The organism is Neobacillus sp. plas4, assembly GCF_057221695.1.
The window spans coordinates 1212337-1236617 of the sequence record NZ_CM170152.1 but is presented as its reverse complement, the minus strand read 5'-3'; the positions used below and the strand labels follow the sequence as shown (position 1 = coordinate 1236617).

At 39.1% G+C, this 24281-nt stretch carries 15 protein-coding genes; 3 read left to right on the top strand and 12 right to left on the bottom strand.

Annotated elements, in window-relative coordinates; genetic code table 11:
- Position 1 precedes the first annotated feature (1 nt).
- From AC2TFD_RS06170 to AC2TFD_RS06150, 5 genes are all read right to left on the bottom strand, one after another.
- Positions 2-2362, bottom strand: a complete 2361-nt coding sequence (locus AC2TFD_RS06170; RefSeq protein WP_484675291.1) for a polyprenyl synthetase family protein — start codon at positions 2360-2362, stop codon at positions 2-4.
- 168 nt (positions 2363-2530) lie between these two features.
- Entirely contained in the window at positions 2531-3736 is a 1206-nt protein-coding gene (locus tag AC2TFD_RS06165) for an ABC transporter permease (RefSeq protein WP_484675290.1), read from the bottom strand.
- Positions 3733-4413: an ABC transporter ATP-binding protein gene (locus AC2TFD_RS06160; protein ID WP_484675289.1), complete on the bottom strand. Its 681-nt coding sequence runs from the start codon at positions 4411-4413 to the stop codon at positions 3733-3735. Before AC2TFD_RS06160 ends, AC2TFD_RS06165 begins: the two co-directional genes overlap by 4 nt.
- Entirely contained in the window at positions 4397-5620 is a 1224-nt protein-coding gene (locus AC2TFD_RS06155) for an efflux RND transporter periplasmic adaptor subunit (protein ID WP_484675288.1), read from the bottom strand. Before AC2TFD_RS06155 ends, AC2TFD_RS06160 begins: the two co-directional genes overlap by 17 nt.
- Positions 5621-5959: 339 nt before the next feature.
- Positions 5960-7429 carry a protein adenylyltransferase SelO gene (locus AC2TFD_RS06150; RefSeq protein WP_484675287.1) on the bottom strand — a complete coding sequence of 490 codons (1470 nt, stop codon included), beginning with the start codon at positions 7427-7429 and terminating at the stop codon, positions 5960-5962.
- Between the two features lie 268 nt (positions 7430-7697).
- Here AC2TFD_RS06150 and AC2TFD_RS06145 point away from each other — a divergent pair, with 268 nt between their 5' ends.
- From AC2TFD_RS06145 to AC2TFD_RS06135, 3 genes are all read left to right on the top strand, one after another.
- Positions 7698-8036, top strand: a complete 339-nt coding sequence (locus AC2TFD_RS06145) for a YmaF family protein (protein ID WP_484675286.1) — start codon at positions 7698-7700, stop codon at positions 8034-8036.
- Between the two features lie 168 nt (positions 8037-8204).
- On the top strand, positions 8205-8912 hold the full coding sequence (locus tag AC2TFD_RS06140) for a DUF421 domain-containing protein (RefSeq protein ID WP_335568902.1): 708 nt from the start codon (positions 8205-8207) through the stop codon (positions 8910-8912).
- 80 nt (positions 8913-8992) lie between these two features.
- Positions 8993-9232 (top strand): hypothetical protein, encoded by a 240-nt coding sequence (locus tag AC2TFD_RS06135; protein WP_335568901.1) that lies wholly within the window; start codon positions 8993-8995, stop codon positions 9230-9232.
- 340 nt (positions 9233-9572) lie between these two features.
- Here the strand turns inward: AC2TFD_RS06135 and AC2TFD_RS06130 are convergent, their stop codons facing one another.
- The 7 genes from AC2TFD_RS06130 to AC2TFD_RS06100 form a co-directional block, all read right to left on the bottom strand.
- Complete coding sequence (locus AC2TFD_RS06130) at positions 9573-10514, bottom strand: carbohydrate kinase family protein (RefSeq protein ID WP_335568900.1); 942 nt, start codon at positions 10512-10514, stop codon at positions 9573-9575.
- 115 nt (positions 10515-10629) lie between these two features.
- Positions 10630-14250: a 5'-nucleotidase C-terminal domain-containing protein gene (locus AC2TFD_RS06125; RefSeq protein ID WP_484675285.1), complete on the bottom strand. Its 3621-nt coding sequence runs from the start codon at positions 14248-14250 to the stop codon at positions 10630-10632.
- Entirely contained in the window at positions 14247-17720 is a 3474-nt protein-coding gene (locus AC2TFD_RS06120; RefSeq protein ID WP_484675284.1) for a lamin tail domain-containing protein, read from the bottom strand. Before AC2TFD_RS06120 ends, AC2TFD_RS06125 begins: the two co-directional genes overlap by 4 nt.
- A gap of 296 nt (positions 17721-18016) precedes the next feature.
- Complete coding sequence (locus AC2TFD_RS06115) at positions 18017-19282, bottom strand: anaerobic sulfatase maturase (RefSeq protein ID WP_484675283.1); 1266 nt, start codon at positions 19280-19282, stop codon at positions 18017-18019.
- A gap of 36 nt (positions 19283-19318) precedes the next feature.
- Entirely contained in the window at positions 19319-20827 is a 1509-nt protein-coding gene (locus AC2TFD_RS06110) for a sulfatase family protein (RefSeq protein ID WP_484675282.1), read from the bottom strand.
- A 104-nt stretch (positions 20828-20931) separates the two neighbouring features.
- Positions 20932-23553: a polysaccharide lyase 8 family protein gene (locus tag AC2TFD_RS06105; RefSeq protein ID WP_484675281.1), complete on the bottom strand. Its 2622-nt coding sequence runs from the start codon at positions 23551-23553 to the stop codon at positions 20932-20934.
- 104 nt (positions 23554-23657) lie between these two features.
- Positions 23658-24269, bottom strand: a complete 612-nt coding sequence (locus AC2TFD_RS06100) for a YesL family protein (protein ID WP_484675280.1) — start codon at positions 24267-24269, stop codon at positions 23658-23660.
- Between the last annotated feature and the right edge of the window lie 12 nt (positions 24270-24281).

Below are 24281 nucleotides of genomic sequence, written 5' to 3'. Positions count from 1 at the left end.
CTTAATGGTCCCGATGAACAATATAATTCAATAAATGCTTCAAAAAATTGGTCTTTTGTTTAACATCTTTTAATGAATCAATAGCAAGACAGTAATGATCCCACATTGCTTTCTTTGCACCATCTGTACCAAGGATTGACGCAAAAGTTGAGTTTTTGTTTGCTTGATCTTTTCCTACCGATTTTCCTAATAAAGCCTGATTTCCTTCAACATCCAGCAGGTCATCCTTAATTTGAAAGGCAATCCCAGCATGGTAAGCATATTTTTTCAGAGCCTGCATGTCTTCTTCCACTGTATTCGCAAGAATGGCTGGCATGATAAGCGAAGCTTCGAAGGCGATTCCCGTCTTATAGAAGCACAATTGATTCAACTGTTCGAGCGTTAGCTGCTTCCCTCTGGAATCCAAATCCATTGCCTGCCCCTTACACATTTCCCCTGTCATTTTGGCAGAATAGTGAATCAAACTAAGCACTGTTTTCGAATCAAACTGATCAAGTGACGCTTGTTCTTCAAAAGCCTTTTGGGTAAGAAAAAGTCCAGTTAATTCAGCAATCGCACTGTTGTAAACCATATGCAAGGTAGAACGTCCCCTGCGTATCGAGGCATTGTCCTGCGAAGGAAGATCATCGAAAATCAGGGAAGCTGTATGCATATATTCTAATGAGCGAAGCAGCGGAATAATGGCAGATTGATCTAATCCGTATTCATTTATTCCCATCATCCACGTTATGATCGGCCTTATCCGCTTACCATCTCCCTCTAAACTATAGTTTGCCGCCTCAACAATCGGCTCTTTCACAAAAGAAGTGGGAATAGGTAAAAGTGTGTTTATTTCCGATCTGATTCCTTCGATGGTATCTAAAAATTCCGTCCGTTCCTTCCGATCATTTTTTAGATTCTTAATCATATGATCGCGAAGCAGTTTATCAAAGAAATCTACATCATCCGCTTTTTGCACCATTTTTTGTATTAAAGCATTGAATTTGGGATTTCCAACACCAAATAATTTCATTACTTCATTGTATTTTTTTGTTCCCATTCGTTCTTTATATCTTTTTAAACCGTTGATGGCACGATCTAGAATTACCTCACAAGCTTTTGAATCTGATTGATACACGTTATGAATCAAATGATTGATGACACACCAATATAACTCAAAAGGGTTAATGAGATCGGCGCGTTGATCATGGTATTTTAAATAATACGTATAGGGTGTAACCGCACCAGCCTCCAAGTCTTCAAACATATCAGCAAAATCATCGGCAAGCTGGTTATAGATACCATAAAAGAAGGTTCGGTTATCAAAGCCTTCATCCTCCTGAGCATCGAGTACAGAACGTACAATCAAACGTGAAGAGGAGGATTTAAGGATAATTGGTATATAGAGATCCTCATTGGTGTATTGATGGTTGGATAATTCCTTTACCCGATCCACTTCCTGAGATTGAAAAAATACATACGATTGTTCAAAGAATGATTGCAATGTTTCAGGCCGCTGATGGGTCTTAATGAACTCATAGGCTTCACGGAGCTCTGAATGGATATTTGTAAGCAATTCTATTTGATTGTCAGCCCAATCACCTAATGCCGGAACTGTTCCTGTAATAAGTGTGGTACGAATCAAATCTGAATAACACTTCTTTTCGTAATCAGATAAAACATTGGCATCAAGAAGATCATCAATAAACGGATACGTCAAACCATAGCAATAGCCCAACCTTAACGCTTTAGCGAGTCTACTAGAGCGTTCTTTTGAGGATATTTTTTCGTCCATTTCTTCTATTTCCTGCATCACTACCCCAGCAATAATTTTAATCAGTTTTCGCTGAGCATGGTCCGCGTCCATCCCTTCAGGTATATAGGAGGATGCGGTCTTAAGTTTTTCTATCAGCCAAATTATGGTCGTTTCAATGCCCTCTTTCTGGGCCCACTTGTACATTCCTGCGAAACTATACATATCCGTTTCGGACGTGCTGGAATTCGTCAACTGTTTTTTTAAAGAATCGACTACATTCCGAATCCTCATCTGTGCATCTTTTGAATCCAGTGCTTTGCCCAAGTCACGCATAAAAATATAAGATATGCTTCGATCAAGATAATGGTCCAGCTTACCGGTGTAATTCAAGTATTGAATATAATGATGATAATCATGGGGAGTTGATTTTCTTTTACTACGTGAAAAGAAAGAGAAAAAGGAATGATGATGAATATGGTTGTGTTGCCAAGATTGGAAATCTTTTATTACGTTATGGACATACGTCTTTTTGGTGAGCTGGATCTGGAGGATTTTAAAATAATTTAGTGCTCTCTCCTCCGCCAGTTGGTAGCATTTACCTGCGTTTATTACGAACTCCACACTCATTAATACATTACCTCTACTTCATTTCTCTTTTTTATGTATGTATTTATTATAATACACTTTCGAAAATGCCTTTATAACTATAAAACTATAATTATTAGCTCAAAGGTAAAAAAATCCCCCAGATTGTTAATCTAGGGGAATAATCATAAGGTAACTACACTCTATTTTCTACTCATATCTCAATGCATCAATTGGACTAAGCTTCGAGGCTTTGTTTGCTGGGAGTAATCCGAATATGATCCCAATAAACGCTGAAAAGCTTACACCAATTAGGACAATTAGAGGACTAATCGTAGCGGTGATTGGTGAGAATTGCGAAACAATCACACTTCCAATAGAAGCTAGTCCGATACCTATCAACCCCCCTATTGAGGTTAAGGTAATAGATTCAATTAAAAACTGTAAAAGAATTTTCCTTCTAGTAGCACCTATAGCTTTTCGGAGTCCAATTTCTCTTGTTCTTTCCGTAACGGAAACAAGCATAATATTCATAACACCAATCCCGCCTACCAGGAGAGAAATACCTGCTATACTTCCGATTAGTAATGTGAGTAAAGAAATCATTGTATTTAATTCTTTTTCATAATCTTCAAAGCTATTGGTTGAATACATCCCATCCTCGAGCTTTTTCGTTTCTGTCAATGTTTCTGCAGCTAGCCTTCCTGTCTCGGAAATTTTTTCAGAATCACTCGCAATGACCGATAATTGTTCAATTTCCCGATTACCAAACATCATTGAAATAACGGAACGCGGCATCAGCATTTCGCCCGTTTCCTTATTACGGAATTGTTCAGGGAGCGGTGATTCATATACACCCACAATCTTATAAGGATTTTCATTTAAATCAATGATCTCACCAATTGGGTTTTCTGTTTCTTTAAAGAACTTTTCCCTGGCAATGGTATCAATAAGTATGACCCGATTCAAACCGTCATTATCCGCGGCGTATAATGCCCTTCCTTCTACTACTTGTATATCTCTTGCTGGAAAGTATTCAGCACCCACACCTGTTATTTGCATTTCTCCTTGTACTTCATCATGCCTCATCATTCCCCAGCCTTGATTTGTAGCAATAACAGCTTTAACACCCGGAACATTTGCAAGTGTTTGAATATCATCTGAAGTCAATTCAGGTTCCTGCCAAAACATGGGTTCCTCACCCTCAGGTGGTATGTATTCATAATAAATATCAATGGCATTTTTATCCGTAGAGAACAATTCATCAGTCATTTGTTTTTTCGTACCTTGTCCAATTGCAACAATAACGATAACTGCAGCCACACCGATAATGATACCAAGCATGGTTAATATCGACCTGACCTTATGATTCCAGATTGACGAAAGGGCAATTTTGAAACTCTCCCAAATGTTCATATCGTCACCCGCCGGTCATCTGTTATCCTGCCATCTTTTATGGTAATAATCCTTTTAGCATAAGCGGCTATTTCTTCCTCATGGGTAACGATAATTACAGTCTTTCCCTCTTGGTGGAGCTGTGAAAATAGTTCCATGATTTGTCCGCTGGTATGTGAATCAAGGGCCCCTGTTGGTTCATCTGCTAACAGAATGGTTGGATTATTGACCAGAGCTCTAGCAATCGCAACGCGCTGCTTCTGACCTCCAGATAATTCATTGGGCAAGTGCTTCATCCGGTCTCCTAGACCGACCTTTGACAGCATGTTTTTCGCCCGCTCCGTTCTTTCCCGTTTGGAAACACCCGCATATACTAGTGGAGAGGCAACATTTTTTATCGCATTGTCCCTTGGAAACATGAAGAATTGTTGAAAAACAAAGCCAATGTGCTCATTTCTAAGTAGTGCAAGGGCGCTTTCTTTGGCGGAGTCAATTTGTTGCCCGTTTAATTCAAATGTACCCGACGTAGGGTAATCTAAAAACCCAATAATATTCATTAAAGTGGATTTTCCAGATCCGGATGGACCCATGATGGCAACAAACTCTCCATCTTCTATTGTCAAATCAATCCCATGAAGGACAGGTACCTCCAAGGAGCCTTTCCCGTATACTTTGGTAATATTACTCAACTTCATCAAATGAAGTCACTTCCATTCCATCATGCATTTCTTCTGTTGGTGCAATCACAACAAGTTCCTCAGGCTTTACCCCATCGGTTGCTTCGATGTACGCGTCATTCATAACCCCAGTTTGAACTTCCCGTCTTTCAAGCTTCCCATCTTTTAAAATATAAACAAATTTGATTCCAGCTTCGTCCATTAAAGCTGGATGTGGGATGGCAATCTTTTTGTCAGAACTGCCGGCTTTAATTTCTAAAGAAACATGGAAGCCTTGGCGCAACTCAGTGGTATCATCTGTAATGGCAACTTTAAATGGATACATAGTTACATTGCCGCCTCCACCGCCGCCGAATTCTTCACCACCGCCGCCACCTTCGTTCGGGAACTGTGAAATAGATTCAACTGTACCATTCCATTCGCGGTCTTTATATACTTTGGGCCTAATAATAACCTGCTGCCCCTGTTGAATTTTGACCGTGTCAAATTCACTCATCGTTCCAATTACTTTATATGGTTGACTGGAAATGATGTGGATGACAGGTTCAGAAGCTCCTGCTTCTGTTTTCGCTACGTTCTGATTTACCTTTACAATGATCCCATCCATTTTACTAACAACAGTCATTTCCTTTTTTTGTGCATTTAGTTCTTTTATTAGATCGTCAGCTGAAGCAATTTCAGATTTCGTACCTTCATATTGCATCTCTAGTTGAACCTTTTCATTCGAAAGGAGGTTAATGTCTTCTTTCGAAACAAGTTCTTCTGTAACACCTTCTGTTGCAGCAGCCTGCGTTTCCAATTTCTTTTTTGCTTCAGCTAATCTCTTTGCACTGTCTGCAATTTGGTTTTGTTCGGTTTTCCCCCTGTTTTGTAACAAGTCTTTTTGTCGAACTGCTTTATTAAGTTCATTATCAATTTTGGAAGAATCATAGATTAATAGAGAATCGCCAGCTTTGACTGCTTGGTTTTCTGCCACCTTAAATTCACTAATTTCTCCTTTTTCAGCTTCTAAAAAGACTTTCTGCTCACTTTCTGGTACTATTTTACCTGTTACCAGAATCGATTCTACCAATTCCTGTTCACTCACTTTTTGAACACTTACCCCCATTTCAACGATTTCATTCCCTACCGTTTCAGCACCTGTTTTCGCATATAAATAGCTTCCTGTACTGGCAATAATAAGTACGCCAACAATTACTGAAACCCAAATCCATATCTTTTTCTTCACAATATACCTCCGTCCACTCTTTGTTTTCTTATTTTTACTATACCAATTATGGAAATATTTTCAATCAATATAGTAATATATTTCTAGTTTTTCAGTTTTGAGATATGAGAAAAGGCTGACGAATGCGCCAGCCTTTTTGTTGATTATGTGACCCTTCTATAGTTACCAAGTGCTTTGGGAATTGGTTTTCCGGTGAAACAGGACCTCTGCATTGACCTATTACTCTTTTCCAATGGGGTTTCGGTCACTCCAGCACCTCTGCATTGACCCAAAACGCTGTTCCGATTGGACCTCGGTCACTCCAGAAATTAACCAGCATGATTGCATCCATTTGCCTGATCAAGTACCGCAAAAAGTCTGATAAGGTCGAGCGGAAGGTGCCGGCAATGAGCAGTATTTAACCTGTTCTGGAGAGTAGGAGTATGGATTCGAAAGAACATTTAGAAGACGTTCCATCACACTATAGTCTCCGCTATTCACTGCCGCCTCCAGTGCTTCTTCTACCCGATGGTTTCGGGGGATTACAGCAGGATTGCTGTTCCGCATTAATTGATTCGAAGAGTCCTTCGATTCCTTCTGCTTGCCGCGTCTCGCTTCCCACCTCTCATACCACTGAGTAAATTCTGGTGTTCCGTACAGACCGGTTTCCTCAATAGAGTCAATGGTTAATGCTCTGAATGTATTTGTATAGTCGGCACCATGCTTTTGCATGACTTGGAGCAGGCTTTCAATAAGGGATACATCCTCTTCCTCTTCTTGGAATAAACCCAATTTCGCTCTCATTCCCTTGAAAAAGTTCGCTTTAAATAATCCAGCAAATTCGGAGAGTTTCTCCTGTGCAAGCGTGACAGCCTGCTCCTGATTTTCGTGAAGCAGCGGCAGCAAAGCTTCTGCTAATCGTGCAAGATTCCACACGCAAATATTTGGCTGATTGCCAAAAGCATATCGGCCTTGTCTATCAATGGAGCTGAAGACCGTTGCCGGATCATAAGTATCCATAAATGCACATGGTCCATAATCGATGGTTTCTCCACTTATTGTCATATTGTCAGTGTTCATCACCCCGTGAATAAAGCCAACAAGCTGCCATTTAGAAATCAACAATGCCTGCCGTTTTACCACTTCCTGAAGTAATGATAGATATTTGTTGTCATCATCTGCAATTTCAGGATAATGACGTTCAATCGCATAGTCCGCCAGCTCCTGAAGTTCTTCATCATTTCCCCATCTTGCCGCGTATTGAAAAGTACCGACACGCAGATGACTCGCAGCCACTCGCGTTAGAATGGCACCAGGAAGTTCGGTTTCACGGATAATAGACTCACCAGTAGAGACTACTGCCAAACTACGAGTGGTTGGAATACTAAGCGCATTCATTGCTTCGCTAATTATGTATTCCCTCAGCATAGGACCAAGTGCCGCTCGGCCATCGCCCCCGCGGGAATATGGTGTTCTCCCTGAACCCTTAAGCTGAATATCAAACCGCTCATTTTGAGGTGTAATCTGCTCACCTAGCAATATCGCTCTACCATCCCCTAACATCGTAAAATGACCAAATTGATGCCCCGCATATGCTTGGGCTATAGGAAAAGCGCCATCTGGTATTTTGTTTCCAGCAAAAAAAGCAGTACTTTCATCGCTTTTCAAAGCTTTTACGTTCAACCCTAGGGTCGCTGCCAGCGGTTCGTTAAGGATGATTATTTTTGGGGAACGAACAGGCGTTGGATTCTGACTTGTAAAAAATATTTTCGGCAGCCGAGCATAACTATTATCAAAGTTCCATCCCGTATCCATTAATTCTCTTGTCATTGTATCCTCTTTTCTATTTTTGTTTTTCTATATAATAGGTTATCCATTAACTATATATGTTATTTTTTATTATTTCTATGTTCCGTAGTTACTGTCTTTTTTGTTTTTATCGACTTTTTTCATATCTTATGAATATTTCACATGTCTATATCATAACTGAATAGTTAAGAAAATATTATGAGTAAAGAAGGGGAATAAAGGAGGGGGAAGTTAATAATCGGAAAAATGATTAAAGATGAGTGCAACGGATTAAAGGGGGAGTTTAATTATGGCTAATGTAGGAAAAGATGACTTTGTAAATGGCTTTGTACCACATCATAATCATGGGTCTGTTGATTATACTTCTGTTGAAGCGGGTCATGTCCACCAGTGTTTAGATGTCACTTCACCTCCAATAGCAACACAGGATCAAAATCACATTCATTACACGGAGGGTTATGTTGTTTTTGAAGATGGGCATACCCATCATTATAAGGCATATTCAGGTCCTGCTATACCAGTAGTGAATGGGATGCATGTTCATTATTATGATTTTTATACTTCTGAAGATAATGGGCATAGGCATCATGTTAGAGGTGTTGACCATCCAGCGCCAGGGAATCGATAAATAATGTTGAGTTCGTACAGCTAGTGTCTATAAACAAAACATAAAACAGCTAGGAAAACACACAGTTTTACATAACATCTGTGTGTTTTTTTTATCGCGGTTTAGACTCGGATTAAATGCCAAATACTATATATTATATCTAGAACATTCTTTTAAGGGAGTGCAAATTTGGAAGCATTTTACCGTACTTTCTTGGTTTTTGTAGTCGGATATTTGTTTATAAGATTTACTGGAAAAAAAGCAGTTGCTCAGATGCACACATTTGATATTATCTATATCCTCATTCTTACCAATATTATTAGTACTCCTGTTGAAGATAATAATATGGGTAAAGCCCTTATCTATGCTGGAATAACAGTAATTTTATATAAAGTTTTTATTCGATTATCGTTACATAATAAATTGAGATGGATAATATATGAAAGTCCTACAGTGTTAATTCAAAATGGTCATATTGATCGAAAAGGCTTAAAGAAGGTAAGGATGCCTATGAACGATTTATTATCACATTTAAGAGTAAAAGGGTACACAGATATTCAAAGTATTTCTATTGCAGTGATGGAGGAAACAGGGAATATTAGTGTTATCCCTAAGTCGGAATATCGTCCTGTTCAACCAAATGATTTAAATTTACAAGTAAAGAAAGAATTTATTCCAATACCATTGATAATGGACGGACAGATCATTTACCATAATTTAAAATATCTACAATTAGATCGTGGATGGCTAATGAATGAACTTAAAAACAAAGGAGAACGAGTAGAAAATATTACCTTGGCAACTCTTTTAGAAGATGGAAAGTTATTTATCGATAATAATGATGAAAAGGACCATAAAGGTAATCCTTTTTACTACAATCCAGGGAAAGATAACTAACATGAAATAGGCAATTATCCATTCCTCTTTGAATATGGACACATACACTATTTTGAATCAATTTGAGGAGGAGAAAAATAATGGAAAGACAATACTTTGGCAGCGGTATGGGTTATGGTGGTTATCCTGGTTACGGCATGGGTTATGGTGGTTTTCCTGGTTATGGCATGGGTTATGGTGGTTTTCCTGGTTACGGCATGGGTCATGGCGGTTTTCCTGGTTACGGCATGGGTTATGGTGGTTTTCCTGGTCACGGCATGGGTTATGGTGGCTATCCATTTCACCATCATCATGGATTCCATCACGGGTCCTGTTGTTAACATACAAAATGGAACCCTTGAGCGATGTCTTCAGGGGTTTTTAATTGTTTTTAAAAGGATTTTATTACATATTTTAATTCTACTCTTATATGCAGTTCGTGTTCATCAGATCGGAGGTTTGCCGCTCGCTTTCTTAAGATCCCGTGTCCCCGCGAACTCCTTTGCATTAAGCTACTGTTACTTCTCCCATCACAGCTCGGGACTTGCACCTATAGACTGCACCCATGCTTGGCGCAAAAAAACGACAGGAATCCCTTATCGGGAATCTGCCGCTCGCCTTCCGTTAAAACGTTTTCAGAGTAAAAGGTTAACAGAAAAATGGTGTTTTCTCTTAAAAACTTCACTGCTTAAAAATTTTTTTCAACTCCGTTAAATCTATGCTGGAAGTTAAAGATCCAATTTCAGTTGTTGCTGCAGCACCAACAGTATTTGCAAATTGCAGATACTCCGTTAATTCCTTTTTCCCTACAGGCATTCCCTTTTCGTGGAAGCAATACAAAAGTCCGGACGTAAAAGCATCTCCTGCACCAGTTGTATCAATTGTATCTACCTTCGGAGCGCGGATGAACACTTTGTCTCCATTCATTACTCCATAAGCGCCTTTCCCACCCATCGTAATAAATAAATAAGGAATGTTCAACTTTGATATTTTTCCCAATCCAGCCTCAATTGAATTTGTTTCCATTAAAAAATTCAACTCATCTTCAGCCAACTTGACGACAGTAGCATGTTTAAGGAACGAAACAACTGTTTGACGGCATTGTTCCTCGCTTTCCCACCGCTTTAAACGAATGTTTGCATCAAAAGCGATCAGATTGGAAAACTCTTTAGCATATTTTAGTGCGGCCTCGGTCGTCTTTATGGATTTTTGTTGAAAAAGGGTGCCGGAGCCAAAATAAAGAATTTTTGTCTTTTCAAAAACGTCTCTTCTTAATTCTTCTTCTCTTAATACTTCATCCGGAGTTGGGTTTATATAAGAATGGAAGTTTCGCTCGCCAGTTTCTTTCAGATGTACATAGACCCCGCACATTCTTTTTGTATCAGTACGAACAGAAAACGTAAGATTGACTCCTTCCTGTTTTAATTCTTGTTCCACAAATTGACCGATTGAATCTGTCCCCAATTTGCACAGATAATAAGTGGGGAGCCCCAGTCTGCTGGTACCGACTGCCAGGTTAACAGTTGCGCCTCCCAACAGCCGCTGGAAATTGGTATTGGTACTGTCAGTTGAAATATAATCTACAAAGGCTTCTCCTAATGATATAACTCCTTGTTTTTCCAAAATAGCCCTCCTGCCGAAATGTATAAACAACATTATAAACTATATATAATCTTCTTTCTGGTAAACCATAAAAAAAATCCCCCAAACATTTAGTCTGAGGGTACATAATTAATAATCATAAATTAATTTGAAATCTTCTCTTAACGAAGTATAAAACGACACCAGATAGAACTAATATTAATCCTGCTAGTAAAATGTTAAAGTTGTTTGTCGCGGTATTTGGAAGTTCATGATCAGCTTTTGTGGGAATCTTATTAGTATCTGGTTCACCTTCAAATACACCATACGTACTGAAGTGATCAGTATAAGCTGACACTTCACCATTATTGTATTCTCCACCGATTGATTCCCATTTTTTTGCCTCTTCATTCCAATAGTAAACTTTTACATTTTTAGGATTTTTAATTTGTTTAGGATCCACTTTGAATGTTAATTTAACTTTTTCATTGAACTTATGATACAATTTGCCATCAGCTTCAATTGTAAAGTCATAAACAGCTAGGGAACCATTTGCTGCCATTTTCTTTACTTTAATATCTAGATTTTCTGCTAATGGCAGGATAGAAGCAAGAATTTGTACATCTACATTTCCATTGCTTACCTGAATCGCTGCACCAGCTTCTTTTAAGGCTTTAATTTGTTCCTTCGTCAGTGTTAATGTTGCATTTATTTTATTATCAACTTCAACAACAACGATTGCTTCGTTTTCAAGATTTTTAAGTGCATTTTTACTAATTGTATACTTGTTACCTTCTTTAGCCACTGACGGTTTAATTTCTTTTGTTTTATCTGATTTACCTGGATTTTCACCTGGTTTATTGCCTGGGTTTTCTCCTGGTTTGTTACCTGGGTTTTCTCCCGGTTTGTTACCTGGGTTTTCTCCCGGTTTATTACCTGGGTTTTCTCCCGGTTTATTTCCTGGGTTTTCGCCTGGATTTTCTCCTGGTTCAACACTTTTATCTACAATTCTGCCTTCAACTTTTGTTGGGATAGTTTCTAAGCTTACTAGATGATCTCTGAAGTTTTCCCAATCTGATAGACCTAAGTCTGTTACACGGCCTTCTGCATAAGCTTTCGCAAAGACATTATATCCGTCTCCACCTTTAGCTGTGAAAGCATTTGTGGCTACTGTGTAGGTTACTTCGTCTTGAACTTCTACATATTCACCATTTTGATTTAAATATTTTACGGATATTACACGTTCTCCTGTTGGTTTCGTAGAATCAAATTCCACTTTACCACCGGCTACATGTAAGAAACCACCATTTTCTCCTGGGTATTTACTGAAACTAATTTCAAATGCTTCTTTTAACTCAGCACCAGTTAAATCCATGGTTGCTAGAGTATTAGCAAATGGAAGAACAGTGATTACTTCACCCACAGTGATTGGACCAGCATCAATTGCCGAGCGGATACCACCGCCGTTTTGCAATGCCATAATGATATTTTTACCTGTGAATTCTCTTGCTTTCGTAAGCATACCATCCGTAATTAGGTTACCAAGAATGGTTTCGTTTTTACGTACACTTGGTGCTGTATTATCACCATTCGTACGTGGGTTTTCCAACTCTATAGTCGTTGTTACGCCGATTTCTTCATTCGCAATAGCATCTACTTTCGTTTTGTATGGTGCTAACAATGCTGCAGCTTCTGAATCATCCGCTTGTTTATCAATTGCGATTAATTCCCCAGCCTGTCCAACTACAACACCATTTCCATCAAATTCAACATCAAGCACACCGAGGTTGGTGTTTGCATTACCGGTTTGAACAATAACAGTTGGTGTTGCGTCTTTTGCAACAACTACTGGTTCAGCTAATACTGTATGACTATGTCCACCAACAATAACGTCAATGCCTTCAACTTTTTCTGCTAAAACTAAGTCGTTATCAATGGCTGCATTATCGTCATATCCAATATGAGTTAATGCGATAATCTTGTTGACACCTTGTGCTTCAAAAGCAGCGACTGCTTTTTCTGCTTCTGCTTTATAGTCTTCAAAAGTAATAGCGCCTGGGCTAGAAAGATCTTCAGTTTCTGCAGTTGTTAAACCAAAGATTCCCACTTTTTCACCATTAATTTCTTTGATAATGCCATTATAAATTTGAGCATTCATTACTTCAGTTGAAATGGAATCATTGAATATTCCAGTGAATTTATCATCTTGTGAGAAATCTACGTTTGCACTCACAAATGGGAATTTTGCTCCCTTAATAAAGTCAACTAAACCTTGATGTCCTTCAGCCGAAGAACCAAGATCAAACTCATGGTTACCGAATGTCATCGCATCATAGGCCATAAGATTCATTAGAGCCAAGTCAGCTTGTCCTTGGAATTCATTGAAATACAAAGTACCAGTGAAAACATCCCCAGCATTTAAAAGTAATGCTCCTGGGTTTTCTGCTCTTACTTCTTTTACTGCCGTTACAGTTTTAGGCATTTTGTCTAAAGCTGAATGGGTATCATTGGTATGCATGATCGTTAATTCTGAGTAATCTTTTACATCAACAATTCTGCCTTCAATTTCTTCAGGAATAGTTTCTAAGCTTACTAGATGATCACGGAAGTTTTCCCAATCAGATAAACCTAAGTCTGTTACGCGGCCTTCTGCATAAGCTTTTGCAAAGACACCATATCCGTCTCCACCTTTAGCTGTAAATGCGTTTGTTGCAATTGTGTATGTTACCCCATCCTCAACAGGAACATCATTTCCTTCTGCATCTTCATAAAATAAAGATACAACTCGTTCACCTGCTGGTTTAGATGAATCAAATTTAACCTTACCACCAGCTACATGTAAGAATCCGCCATTTTCTAGAGGATATTTACCAAAGCTGATTTCAAATGCTTCTTTTAATTCTGCCCCCGTTACATCCATTGTTGCTAATGTATTAGCGAATGGAAGTACAGTTATTACTTCACCTACTGTAATAGGTCCTTCATTAATTTCGGCACGAATTCCACCACCGTTTTGCAATGCCATAATGACATTTTTACCAGTGAATTCTTTTGCTTTTGTAAGCATACCATCCGTAATAAGGTTACCAAGAATGGTTTCGTTTTTACGTACACTTGGTGCTGTATTCTCACCATTTGTACGTGGATTTTCTAATAATTTTTGTGTTGTTACTCCGATTTCTTTCTGCGCTACTTCATTAACTTGAGTTTTGTATGGTGCTAACAATGCTGCTGCTTCATGATCATCAGTTTGTTTATCAATAGCGATTAATTTCCCAGCTTGTCCAACTACAACACCATTTCCATCAAATTCAACATCAAGCACACCTAGGTTGCTGTTTGCATTACCAGTTTGAACAATTACGGTTGGTGTTGCATCTTTTGCAACAACTTCTGGTTTAGCTAATGCAGTATGACTGTGTCCGCCAACAATAACGTCAATACCTTCAACTTCTTCTGCTAATACTAAGTCGTTATCAATGGCTGCATTATCGTCATATCCGATATGTGTTAATGCAATAATCTTGTTAACACCTTGTGCTTCAAAAGCAGCGACTGCTTTTTCTGCTTCTGCTTTATAATCTTCAAAAGTGATAGCTCCAGGACTGGATAAATCTTTAGTTTCTGCAGTTGTTAGACCAAAGATTCCCACTTTTTCACCATTAATTTCTTTGATGATTCCGTTGTAAATATTTCCATTTTTTGGTGTGTTAGATAGTAAATCACTAAAAATACCTGTGAATTTATTATCTTTGGCAAAATCTACGTTTGCACTCACAAATGGGAATTTTGCACCCTAATAAAGTCAACTAAACCTGGATGTCCTTCAGCAGAAGAACCTAGATCAAACTCATGGTTACCGAATGTCATAGCATCATAGCCCATAAGATTCATCAAAGCCAAATCAGCTTGTCCTTGGAATTCATTGAAATACAAAGTTCCAGTGAAAACATCCCCTGCATTTAAAAGTAATGCATCTGGCTTTTCTGCTCTTACTTCTTTTACTGCCGTGACAGTTTTAGCCATTTTGTCTAAAGCAGCATGAGTATCATTTGTGTGCATAATACTTACTTCAAATTTTTTCTTTGCATTAGCTAGATCAATTTGAACCAATACTGGATCGTGGTCAGAGGCTTGTTCAGTAAAGTTCGCATTGATGTGAATCATGTCAGCTTTTGTAACATCTAATAAGTTGTTTGATACTAAAATATGGTCTAACGTTTGGTTGTTGCCCTGGAAAAAGTAAGAGAAACGATCTTCAGCCGGAACTTGATCAACCATATTAGTTAAAACATCGCCTTTAAGTGTTTCAAGAGCTGGGGTGAATTCGAAATCGTTCATATCTCCAGCAACAACAAAATTTAAATTGGGATTTTCTGCAAGCCCTTGGTCAATGAAGTCATTAATAGCTTGTGCTAAACCAAGACGTTCCGCTTCTGAACTTAATTTAGGCGGCTGATTAGAACCCCATAAGGATTGATCTCCACCTTTAGAATTTAAATGAGCACCGATAACAACTAGTTTTTCACCTTGGAACTCAAATTCGGCAGCAATTGGCTTACGAGTATCAGGGAATTTAGCAGGATTAATTACTCCTGGGTTAAGCGTTAAATTTCCTGTTTCACTCCATGCATTAGCTTCTGTTCCTGTACCTTTTGTACCTTCAACTAATGAAACGCGTTCAGGATTATAAAGATAACCTACACGGATATTACCACCAGGTGCTCCACCGTTATCATTGTTTACAGGAGCAACATCTGTCCATTTATAAGTAGGACCACCACCAACTTTGATTGCTTCAATTAAACGATTGTAACTCTCTGACGCATCTGTACTGCCTGAGTCAGTTTCCCCGTCATTATCTTGTACTTCTACAAGAGTAATAATGTCTGGAGATTTCATATTGTCTACAAATGATTTTGCAATTCTAGCAACTTTATCATCTGGTGTTTTTGATTTGTTATTTGAGAAGTTTTCAATATTGTATGCTGCAACTGTTAATTTATCTGTAGCCGATTCAATATGAGTAACTTCTGGTTTTAAGTCTTCTTTGATTAAAGCAGGTAATTTAGTTTTATCAGTGACTAATTGATAACCAGTGCTTGCATAAGTAAGGACACCGATTACATCCCCATTAAATTGGTCACCCGGACGGAAATCAGAGCCGACATTGTCCAAGAAGATTTTTTCAGGGTTATAATCGTCTTTTGCAATATTAAGTCCGCCCTGAACATTTAATTGATTATTTGTTGTGCTTTTAACAATAATTGGAACATCATTACTATATGGAGGTCCAACTACAAGGGCATTCGGGAATGAAACACGCATGTATTCAACAGATTCCCAGAAGTCAATGCCGTCTTCTTCTGGATCAAAAGATTTCATTTCATCATTATCAATGACTTTGTTTGGAGGCACGATATCTTTGCCGACAACAAGTGGTGCAGGCAAATCTGCTGTGCCTGTTTTTGTAACTGCGGACGCAGTAATTCTTGTTGTAGACAGGTTGGCACCTCCGCCATTTTCTGTAACTTTTCCATCAACAGAAACGGTATCGCCAACTTTTACTCCATGAGCTGATTTGGATACTTCAATTGCCTCCGATGTCGCAATGTCAGTATCTGCATTTTCAACGTCTTGCATAACAAAGCTACTCGTGCCAAATACGTGCGTTACTACACCAGTGATGTTTGTAACTGAAGCCCCATTATAGTCGGAAACATGTCCCTTTCCTTGAATATCATGGATTTTAATGCCTTCAGTAATCAGGATATTATAAGTAAAGCTGAATACTTCACTTACATCTTCACCTTTCACTGCAATTGCTTTGAGGGTTGTTTCACCAGTTTCTAATGCAATTGGTGCAACATATTTTGTGCTTTCTTCGGTTGGTACAGAACCATCAGTTGTATAATAGATTTCCGCGCCCTCAAGGCCTGAATTCAATTCGATCTTGGTACCAGCTGGAACAACGCCTTGTGTCTGTGTAACATATACGGCTGGCTTGTTTACCAAATCATAGCTTTCAAGACCAGTAGTCTTTAAGTGATATCCACTATCATCAATAGATCCAAGTCCTGTTAGATGAACTTTATCGCCTTCTTTGTAAAACTTAACAAGTTCATCGTAATCAAAGCCAGTACGATTATCGTGGATAACCCTTACTTTATCTCCGTTTTCGAATACTGCTTGGAAAATAGCCGTACCATAGTTATCTTTTGTTAATTCAGTGATTGTTACATTTTCTAATTTGAGCAGTTCAGCTAGTGTAGTCTCATCTACTTTTGTCACTACCTGTGCCGCTGGAAGTGTATTACCGGATGAAGTGATTTCAAGATTTGTTGGTTCAATCTCAAGTTCACCTTTATACGTGAGCAATTTACCAGTTATTTTTACTTTATCGCCTGGTTTTACAGTTTTTGAGCTTCTAAAAACAAACATACCAGCAGTTTCATCTTGCATATAGAAAGTTTCGTTACCCCAAAGACCTGTATTCGTTGTAGCAATACCTTCGATCGTTACTGTATCTCCTACAGCTGCTTTACGAGCTTCTGCTACTGTAATAGCCTCTAGAGGGGCTTCAGGTTCGGATGGTTCCTCTACAGTAGAACCATCTAATGTATGCTGTCCTAAATTCGAAAAGACATCCTTGCCTAAATTAGTCCATTCCTTTTTAACATCAAAAGCATCATTAATTATTGTATCGCCAGTTAAAACATTACTATTTCTAACTAGAGATACATCTGCAAGGGAATTTTCTACTGATCCAACCTGTCCAATTGAATCAATAACACTTCCATTTTTTTTAAGGACGATTTGATCGTTACCATTGAAATTAATAACTTGTTTGCTTTCATCGAATTTATCAGTTACAGCAGCAATAGTAGCAGCTGCATCTGATCGAGAAATGACGTATGTATCACCATCTGCTAGTTTACCCTCTAAAGGCAGGACCTTATCTGTTGTGGTAGTTCCTGTTGTAGCACTTCCACTATTATTATAGTGTTCTAGGGTATAATTACTTAGATCAATCTCAGTGCCAGTCCCATTGTATAGCTCAATAGCTTTGTTAAAACTGCTGCCTTCAATATACTCCGAAATAATCAGATCCGTTGTTTTTTGTGTGGCAGCCTCCACCGGGGAAGCAAATGTCGGTCCGACTATGCTTGTTAATAAGCTTGCCGATAATAATACATTGAAAGGCTTTTGCCACTTTTTCTTACTCATCAAATCGAGTTTTCTTTTCATGTTTCTCCTCCTTTAGATTGAAACGTGCATAAGTAAATCTAGTAAAATTATACAATTATACTATTAATATATTGTAAACTTAATGTAAAGAATTATCGGTAGTTCAAATAACCTAAAAAGTGTTAATTACAAGCAGTAATATATGAATATAAGACCATTAAGAGCCAGGTAATTACATAGTAATTTTGTCTCACTTTTTAACTTACAAGTTAATAAACATTTAAACACCGTCCAAAGTGTTTATGGACGGTGTTTGATGTTGTGTTATATTTTATTTCCCCAAACCACTAATATACTCAATGCGATATGCTGTGTTGCAGCAGCTGTTCACAGCATTTTTTAAACTTTTTTCCACTGCCGCACAAACAACTATCGTTTCTGTCTGGCTTTGGACGGCCTTCTCGAAGATGATTTTGCATCCATTGCTGTTTTATCGTAACAGCTAACTTTTCCATTCGTTCGTGGCCATAGTTATAGAGCTGAAGATAACTCTCACAGAAATAATCATACATTACCTGGTCTTCCTCTTGGTTCCATACTCGATTTCTTGGACAACCGCCATGGCATAGATGTAAATACTTGCAGCTCCCACACTTATCTGGCAAATTAGGTTTTAAGCCTAAAAAGTCTTCATATTTGGGACTGTTTAAAATATCTACGAGCGAATCCTGACCAACGTTCCCTAGTTTATAATCATCATTTATATAAAAATCGCACGGGTAAGCATCTCCGTTTTGTTCAAGGATCAGTGTTTTCGGGCATGACTGGCGATGCACACATAATTCTGCCTCCTGATGTAAATAGACACTAAGAATGTTATCAAAGAACCGAACAGATCTTTTCGGGTTGCCATCGTTATACCAAACATCAAACGCCTCGCATAAAAACTGGCCATATTGTTCAGGAGTAATCAAATATTGCCCCGGCTTATTCGGTTCTTGGGCTCGAAAATCCATACAAGGAATAAATTGCACATGGCTAAACTCTTCTGTCTGATAAAACCCCATCAACTCTTTTGCCCTGCCTACATTGCTTTCGTGAATAACCGTCAGGATATTAAAATCAACATGGGCTTTTCGCAAATGATTAATTCCACGCATGACACGGTCGAAACTCCCAATGCCCTGACCATTCACCCTTCTAGCGTCATTAATTTCCTTTGGTCCATCCAGACTAACACCGATTAAAAAATTATATTGTTTAAAAAAACTTGCCCATTCTTCTGTAATGAGCGTGGCATTGGTTTGCAGTGAATTGCTAATGATTGTATTCTTCGGAGCGTACTTTGCTTGTAAGTATACAACCTGTTTAAAAAAATCCAAGCCAGCAAGGAGCGGCTCCCCTCCCTGCCAGGCGAACGATGCCAAACCATTGGTAAGAGCCATATATTCTTTAATAAATTTCTCCAGCATAATGGAGTCAATTTTTTCAATTTTTCCCGGCTGACCGCCGCAGCTGCTATAATAGCAATAATCACAAGCAAGATTACATGCCTCGGAAACGGTTTTCCACATTACACCGATATGGCCATGGTTCTTTGAAGTTAAACAGGCTTGTACCATTTTTATATTGTCTCCTTACTGTTTGATGTATGTTCTTTATGCGTGTGAAATTCTTGGCATTGGCATCTGCTCTTTATGCAGCTCTGCCCACGCATATTTTAATAGAAGTTCTTTTTTCAATTCTTGATAGTCTGGATGATCCCATAAATTATTTAATTCTTTTGGGTCCTCCTGCAAGTCAAAAATTTCACCGTAGGTTTGCCGGTAATAAATTGTGATTTTATAGCGCTCATCAACGTATGTTTTTTGATGGATGGTTGTTGGTTCATGGCGAAATTCACAGAGAATGTGATCCCTTGCCTTCTCTTGGATTCCCAGCCAAACATCTTTTTGGTCTTCTCCAGACATTTGCGGCGGAATAGGGATATTCGCAAAGGACAAAAAGGTTGGTGCTAGATCAACCAGCGATTGCAGGGCGTGCGATTCTTTCTGTGCCGGAACCTTCCCTGGATAGCGGACAATAAATGGCAGTTTAATCAAATCCTCATAATGAAACCCGCCTTTGTACTGCAAGCCATGCTGGCCAAAGAAATGACCGTGATCTGTGCTAAAAACAACCAGTGTCTCATCGGCAATTCCCAGTTCATCCAGCTTATCTAGAATCTTTCCAATATACTTATCCATGAAACTTATCATTCCATAATAATTCGCTACTAATTTTTTGCGGTCGTCCTCTGGCAGCAAATGCGAGTGATAGCCGTGAATGCCCCAGCCTGATTCCTCCAAGTAAGAAAAATCAGGGTTCTCCTCCTGGGTCTTTTTAAAATGCGGAGGATTTTTTTCATGTTCACCCGGAACGGCTTCAGGAATCTTCAACTGATCAGGATCATACATCGAAGCCCACGGTTCTGGTACTAAATAAGGAGGATGCGGATCCGGAAAGCTTGTCCAAAGGAAGAAATTTTCACCTTGTTGTTGATAGGTTTCCAAGAGCTTAATGGTCTTTTCCGTAATAAAGGTATTGTAGTGATACTCCTCCGGAATCCCCCAGGTATATTTAATCGCTGGATCCATGGTTCCCGTTGGCGCCATATAATACTGATTCCAGTCATGATGTCCCTTCTCCTCCAACCATGCGACGTAATGCTGTCCCACCAAATATTCATTGGTATGATTGCGCAATAGCTCGATTTTTTCAAAACCATAGAATGGCTGATTGTAAGATTTCCAAAAATCAATATCCTGGAGTAGCGGCAGCGATTCTAACGATGGATACGCATCTGACGAGCGTGTTGGCTGGAAATGAGCCTTCCCGACAAGGGCAGTTCGATACCCATTTTCAACAAAAACATCGCCGACTGTCGGTTGCTCCTCGCTTAGTTTTGTACCCAATGTCCATGCCCCGTGCTGACTTGGATATGTGCCGGTAATAATCGAGGACCGTGCCGGAGTACATGTCGGATTCGGGCAATAGGCACGTTGAAAGGAGGTTCCCTCTCTCGCCAATCGGTCGAGGTTTGGGGTGGAAATTTCCGGGTTAAAGACACCTATCGTGTCATAGTGCTGCTGGTCACTGGTGATCAATAATATGTTGGGTCTTTTCATAACTGCCTGCACCTCTTTAACTTTATTAATAGCACGAAAAAGCAGTGGGAGTGGATCCTGCCCGCGATAATGCCGTCCACTCCACCGCATTTTTTCAACTAGTGTTACTCTTTAACTTTTAGCTTAATTTCAAAACTCTTTCCATAAGAATTCTTTGAATCAATATGAATTAACGTCTTTTTACTGGATACGGAAGCCTTAACACCCTTACTCGCTTCTACCATTGAAGGGCGTGGGAATTCTACCTCCAGTTTCATTTTATCCAAGCTGAACGTCGGGTCGGAAACAGCAATCGTCACAATATCTCCATCTTTTTTCACAAGAATTGATGCCGGATTATAAGAAGTAACATTGCTAACACTTCTCTTTTTGTCACCAAAGAAATTGAAACCTTTCAGCCCAAGATTTACATGTTCAACAGCATGCACATCTTCGTTATTTGCCAAGATACTCACACCTGGATTGTTCGCATATTGCTCCGTTGCCTCTTCATTGAAATTAGGTAAAATCACATAGGCATATTTCGCATTTTGCGGATTCGTCCCATGATCCAGTCCTAACGTAAAGAAGTTCTTCGTAATGTTGGTGTCTGTATTTCCAGTACGGATTTTTTTAAGACTTTCTGTTACCGTATTGGTTGAAACATTAATACTGGTGGCCTCCGGGAAGTAATACCCTACCTTGTTGGCTTCATCGTCCGTTTTGAAATTTAGCCATTTTAACTCGTATTTTCCATTTGCTGGATTGATTAATTCGTTATTCTCATAGGTTGCTCCGGTTATGGAGCTGGTTTCGCTAGTGTCAAACATCCGGTTATCAATCGTAGAAATAACCTCCCTGCCCAGCTGATCATTAATACCAGAACCCAGTAAAACAATCTCATCATCAAACATAAACGCTGATTTATTCGCATCAGCATTTTTATATGCAACAAAGTCCTCAGGCAGTAATCCATTCTGTTTATCACGATAGCCAATCTCGTCCCCGAGCTGAATACCTGTTACCCCGTATTTCCCCAGCTTAACCCCGCCGGAATAGGTATTCGTTCCCACCGGAAAATAAACATAATCATTTTGCGACACTGAGGAGGCAAAGAAATTCAATGGGTGATTGGTATTTTCATAGAAAAGCTTTCCGCCATAAAGTTGAGGAATCGTTTTTCTTTCCTCTACAGGTACAGTTGTACCCGGTAGCTTATAAGGATCCATTGCCGCAAAGTAATTTGCACCAAATGATTTCGTTTGATCTCTCCCTGATAAATATAAGTAATACGCGCCATCACCTTGGAACCACGGCATTAAGTTTTCGCCGCTCATATACTCATACTTGCTGATTCTGTCAGAGCTTCTTGCAAATGCAAATGCATAGGAGTCCCTTAAATGGACCGTTTTATCCATTAAGTTAAATGCATAATGATTTTCGTTCGCAATTGCGTTCTTAGCCTCAATCGTGGAATCCGCAATTAGGTTATTATACTGTACAACAGCTAAATTAGAAGTGAAGGAACCCGTATTAATAGTGCCTTTCGTAGTTTGAGCAATATATTTGATATGGGAATTTAATTGCTGACTGTCTTCTTCATTCAAGTAATTCGTTAAATCAACCATTGCTTCGACGATACCATTAACATCCGCATACCCGGTTCCTGTTCTTGAAACCGCCCGGCCTTTGACGATTTCCATCATATACCCTTCAAAAATTACGGGAGAGAATCCTTGATATAACCAATTCTTGACGGTTGGAACCAATATTTCTTTCGGATTATAAGAACTATTATCCAGAATTTTCATAGTTTGGATAATTCGATTGATGAGAACTTTACCGTAAGAACCCGTATAGGCGACCCGGTGGTGCTGAATAAAGGAGCCATCCTCATAAAATCCATCCGTATTCCCATTAACAATATGATCAGGATCAATCGTTTGAAAAACAGTCAAAATGTTGGCCACTGCCTTTGATACCCGCTGCCCATCTCCGGTAACCGCCCCTTGGATGATGCGATTAGTGGCGATATCGGCGAGGTTTGCGCCTGTATGTTGACGGGCGGTTAAATCGATATCCCCATCTTTTCCGTTTCTTAAGAATAAATCCATCGAGTTCACATAGGCACCAATTAGGTCCGGTTTCTGAGTTTTAATCTCATCCTCTAACAAAAGTAAGATTTTCGAAATATTATTTGGGGCACCTATTTCCCATTCATACCAGTTCCCATAGTAACCTTTTTCTTGGTCGGCAAAGTGATTATCATAAAGCCAATCCAATCCCTCAATAACCTTATTGATTACTTCTTCATTTTTATAAAAATTATTACCACCTTGGCTAGGGTCTTTATAGGTCTTGGCAGCCAGCACCATTTGGTATAAATACAAATAGGAGTTGGCTAAATTTTTCGGATCTTGGCCAAGTGCGACACCTTTGAACAGACCTTGTCCCCTTTCCTCGATGGGAAGGAACTCTCCGAGTCTTGAATTGGCCGTGTTGTGGACAGAATTGATTTTACTAGCTAGCAATGGTTCGGAATTCAAGCTTTCAGTCCCAACTAGATACTGTTTAAAGTTCTCCTTTAATTGATTCAGTTCGTTCACAGTATCTGCGGAATTTTCCATGGTGGAAGCTGTCGGCGTTTCAGAGGCTTGAGCGGAGTTGTTGAAATCTAGTGCCGAAACAGATAAAAAGGTTGTTAGTGTCAAGGATGTCGCCAGAATTTTCTTTAGATTTTTTTCCATAATACACCATCCCATTGATTTTATCTTTATGTACATAGAGCGTCTCTATACGCCCTGGAATTGGGAACTTTTCTGTCTCCTACTTCTAGGGCGCGTAGCAAAAGTTACTCAGCGGCTGTTTGGTAATTGGTTTGAACCTTTTTCTCCTTATGAAACCCCTTTGATACCACGGCATAAATCAGATAGGAAGCAATGCTAAAAGCTACCATCGAGGCTGCTGGAAACTTAAAAATGAGCACGACTGTACCGGCAATCACCACAAGGGAAACAAGCACAAAATGAGGATTTCCAATCGAAAACAGCATAGCATTCTTGATTGCGTCCTTCCAAGACACCTGGTAATGAACGATGACGGGAAGAATCGTAATCGACACAAACAGATAAACAATACTTAAAAGGAAAAAAACCGCAAATAGTACGTATTTTAGGCTCGATTGCATTTGATTGGTAATGATAAAATCACCGATTAGCAAAAAGGTAAAGACGAGCCATAAAATTCCAAGAAAAAAACTTTGTTTAAAGTTCGCCTTAAAATGGCGGAAAAAAGTGGAAAACACTTTAATATCATTTTCCTTCTGCCACTCTCGGACTACAGCAAACAAAGCGGTTGTCGCTGGAAAAATGGTCAGAATCGGAAGGCATACCACCAGCCATAATAGATTCAATATAAAGGCATTCATGATAAACTCCATTGTTCGATATAGCTTCCCATCCATTTCATCAATTCC

What these genes read in the sequence shown, in the direction of transcription:
- AC2TFD_RS06170 (WP_484675291.1), bottom strand. Translation starts at nt 2,362, where the DNA reads ATGAGTGTGGAGTTCGTAATAAACGCAGGTAAATGCTACCAACTGGCG.
- AC2TFD_RS06100 (WP_484675280.1), bottom strand. Translation starts at nt 24,269, where the DNA reads ATGGATGGGAAGCTATATCGAACAATGGAGTTTATCATGAATGCCTTT.
- AC2TFD_RS06165 (WP_484675290.1), bottom strand. Translation starts at nt 3,736, where the DNA reads ATGAACATTTGGGAGAGTTTCAAAATTGCCCTTTCGTCAATCTGGAAT.
- AC2TFD_RS06105 (WP_484675281.1), bottom strand. Translation starts at nt 23,553, where the DNA reads ATGGAAAAAAATCTAAAGAAAATTCTGGCGACATCCTTGACACTAACA.
- AC2TFD_RS06135 (WP_335568901.1), top strand. Translation starts at nt 8,993, where the DNA reads ATGGAAAGACAATACTTTGGCAGCGGTATGGGTTATGGTGGTTATCCT.
- AC2TFD_RS06150 (WP_484675287.1), bottom strand. Translation starts at nt 7,429, where the DNA reads ATGACAAGAGAATTAATGGATACGGGATGGAACTTTGATAATAGTTAT.
- AC2TFD_RS06120 (WP_484675284.1), bottom strand. Translation starts at nt 17,720, where the DNA reads ATGAAAAGAAAACTCGATTTGATGAGTAAGAAAAAGTGGCAAAAGCCT.
- AC2TFD_RS06145 (WP_484675286.1), top strand. Translation starts at nt 7,698, where the DNA reads ATGGCTAATGTAGGAAAAGATGACTTTGTAAATGGCTTTGTACCACAT.
- AC2TFD_RS06110 (WP_484675282.1), bottom strand. Translation starts at nt 20,827, where the DNA reads ATGAAAAGACCCAACATATTATTGATCACCAGTGACCAGCAGCACTAT.
- AC2TFD_RS06115 (WP_484675283.1), bottom strand. Translation starts at nt 19,282, where the DNA reads ATGGTACAAGCCTGTTTAACTTCAAAGAACCATGGCCATATCGGTGTA.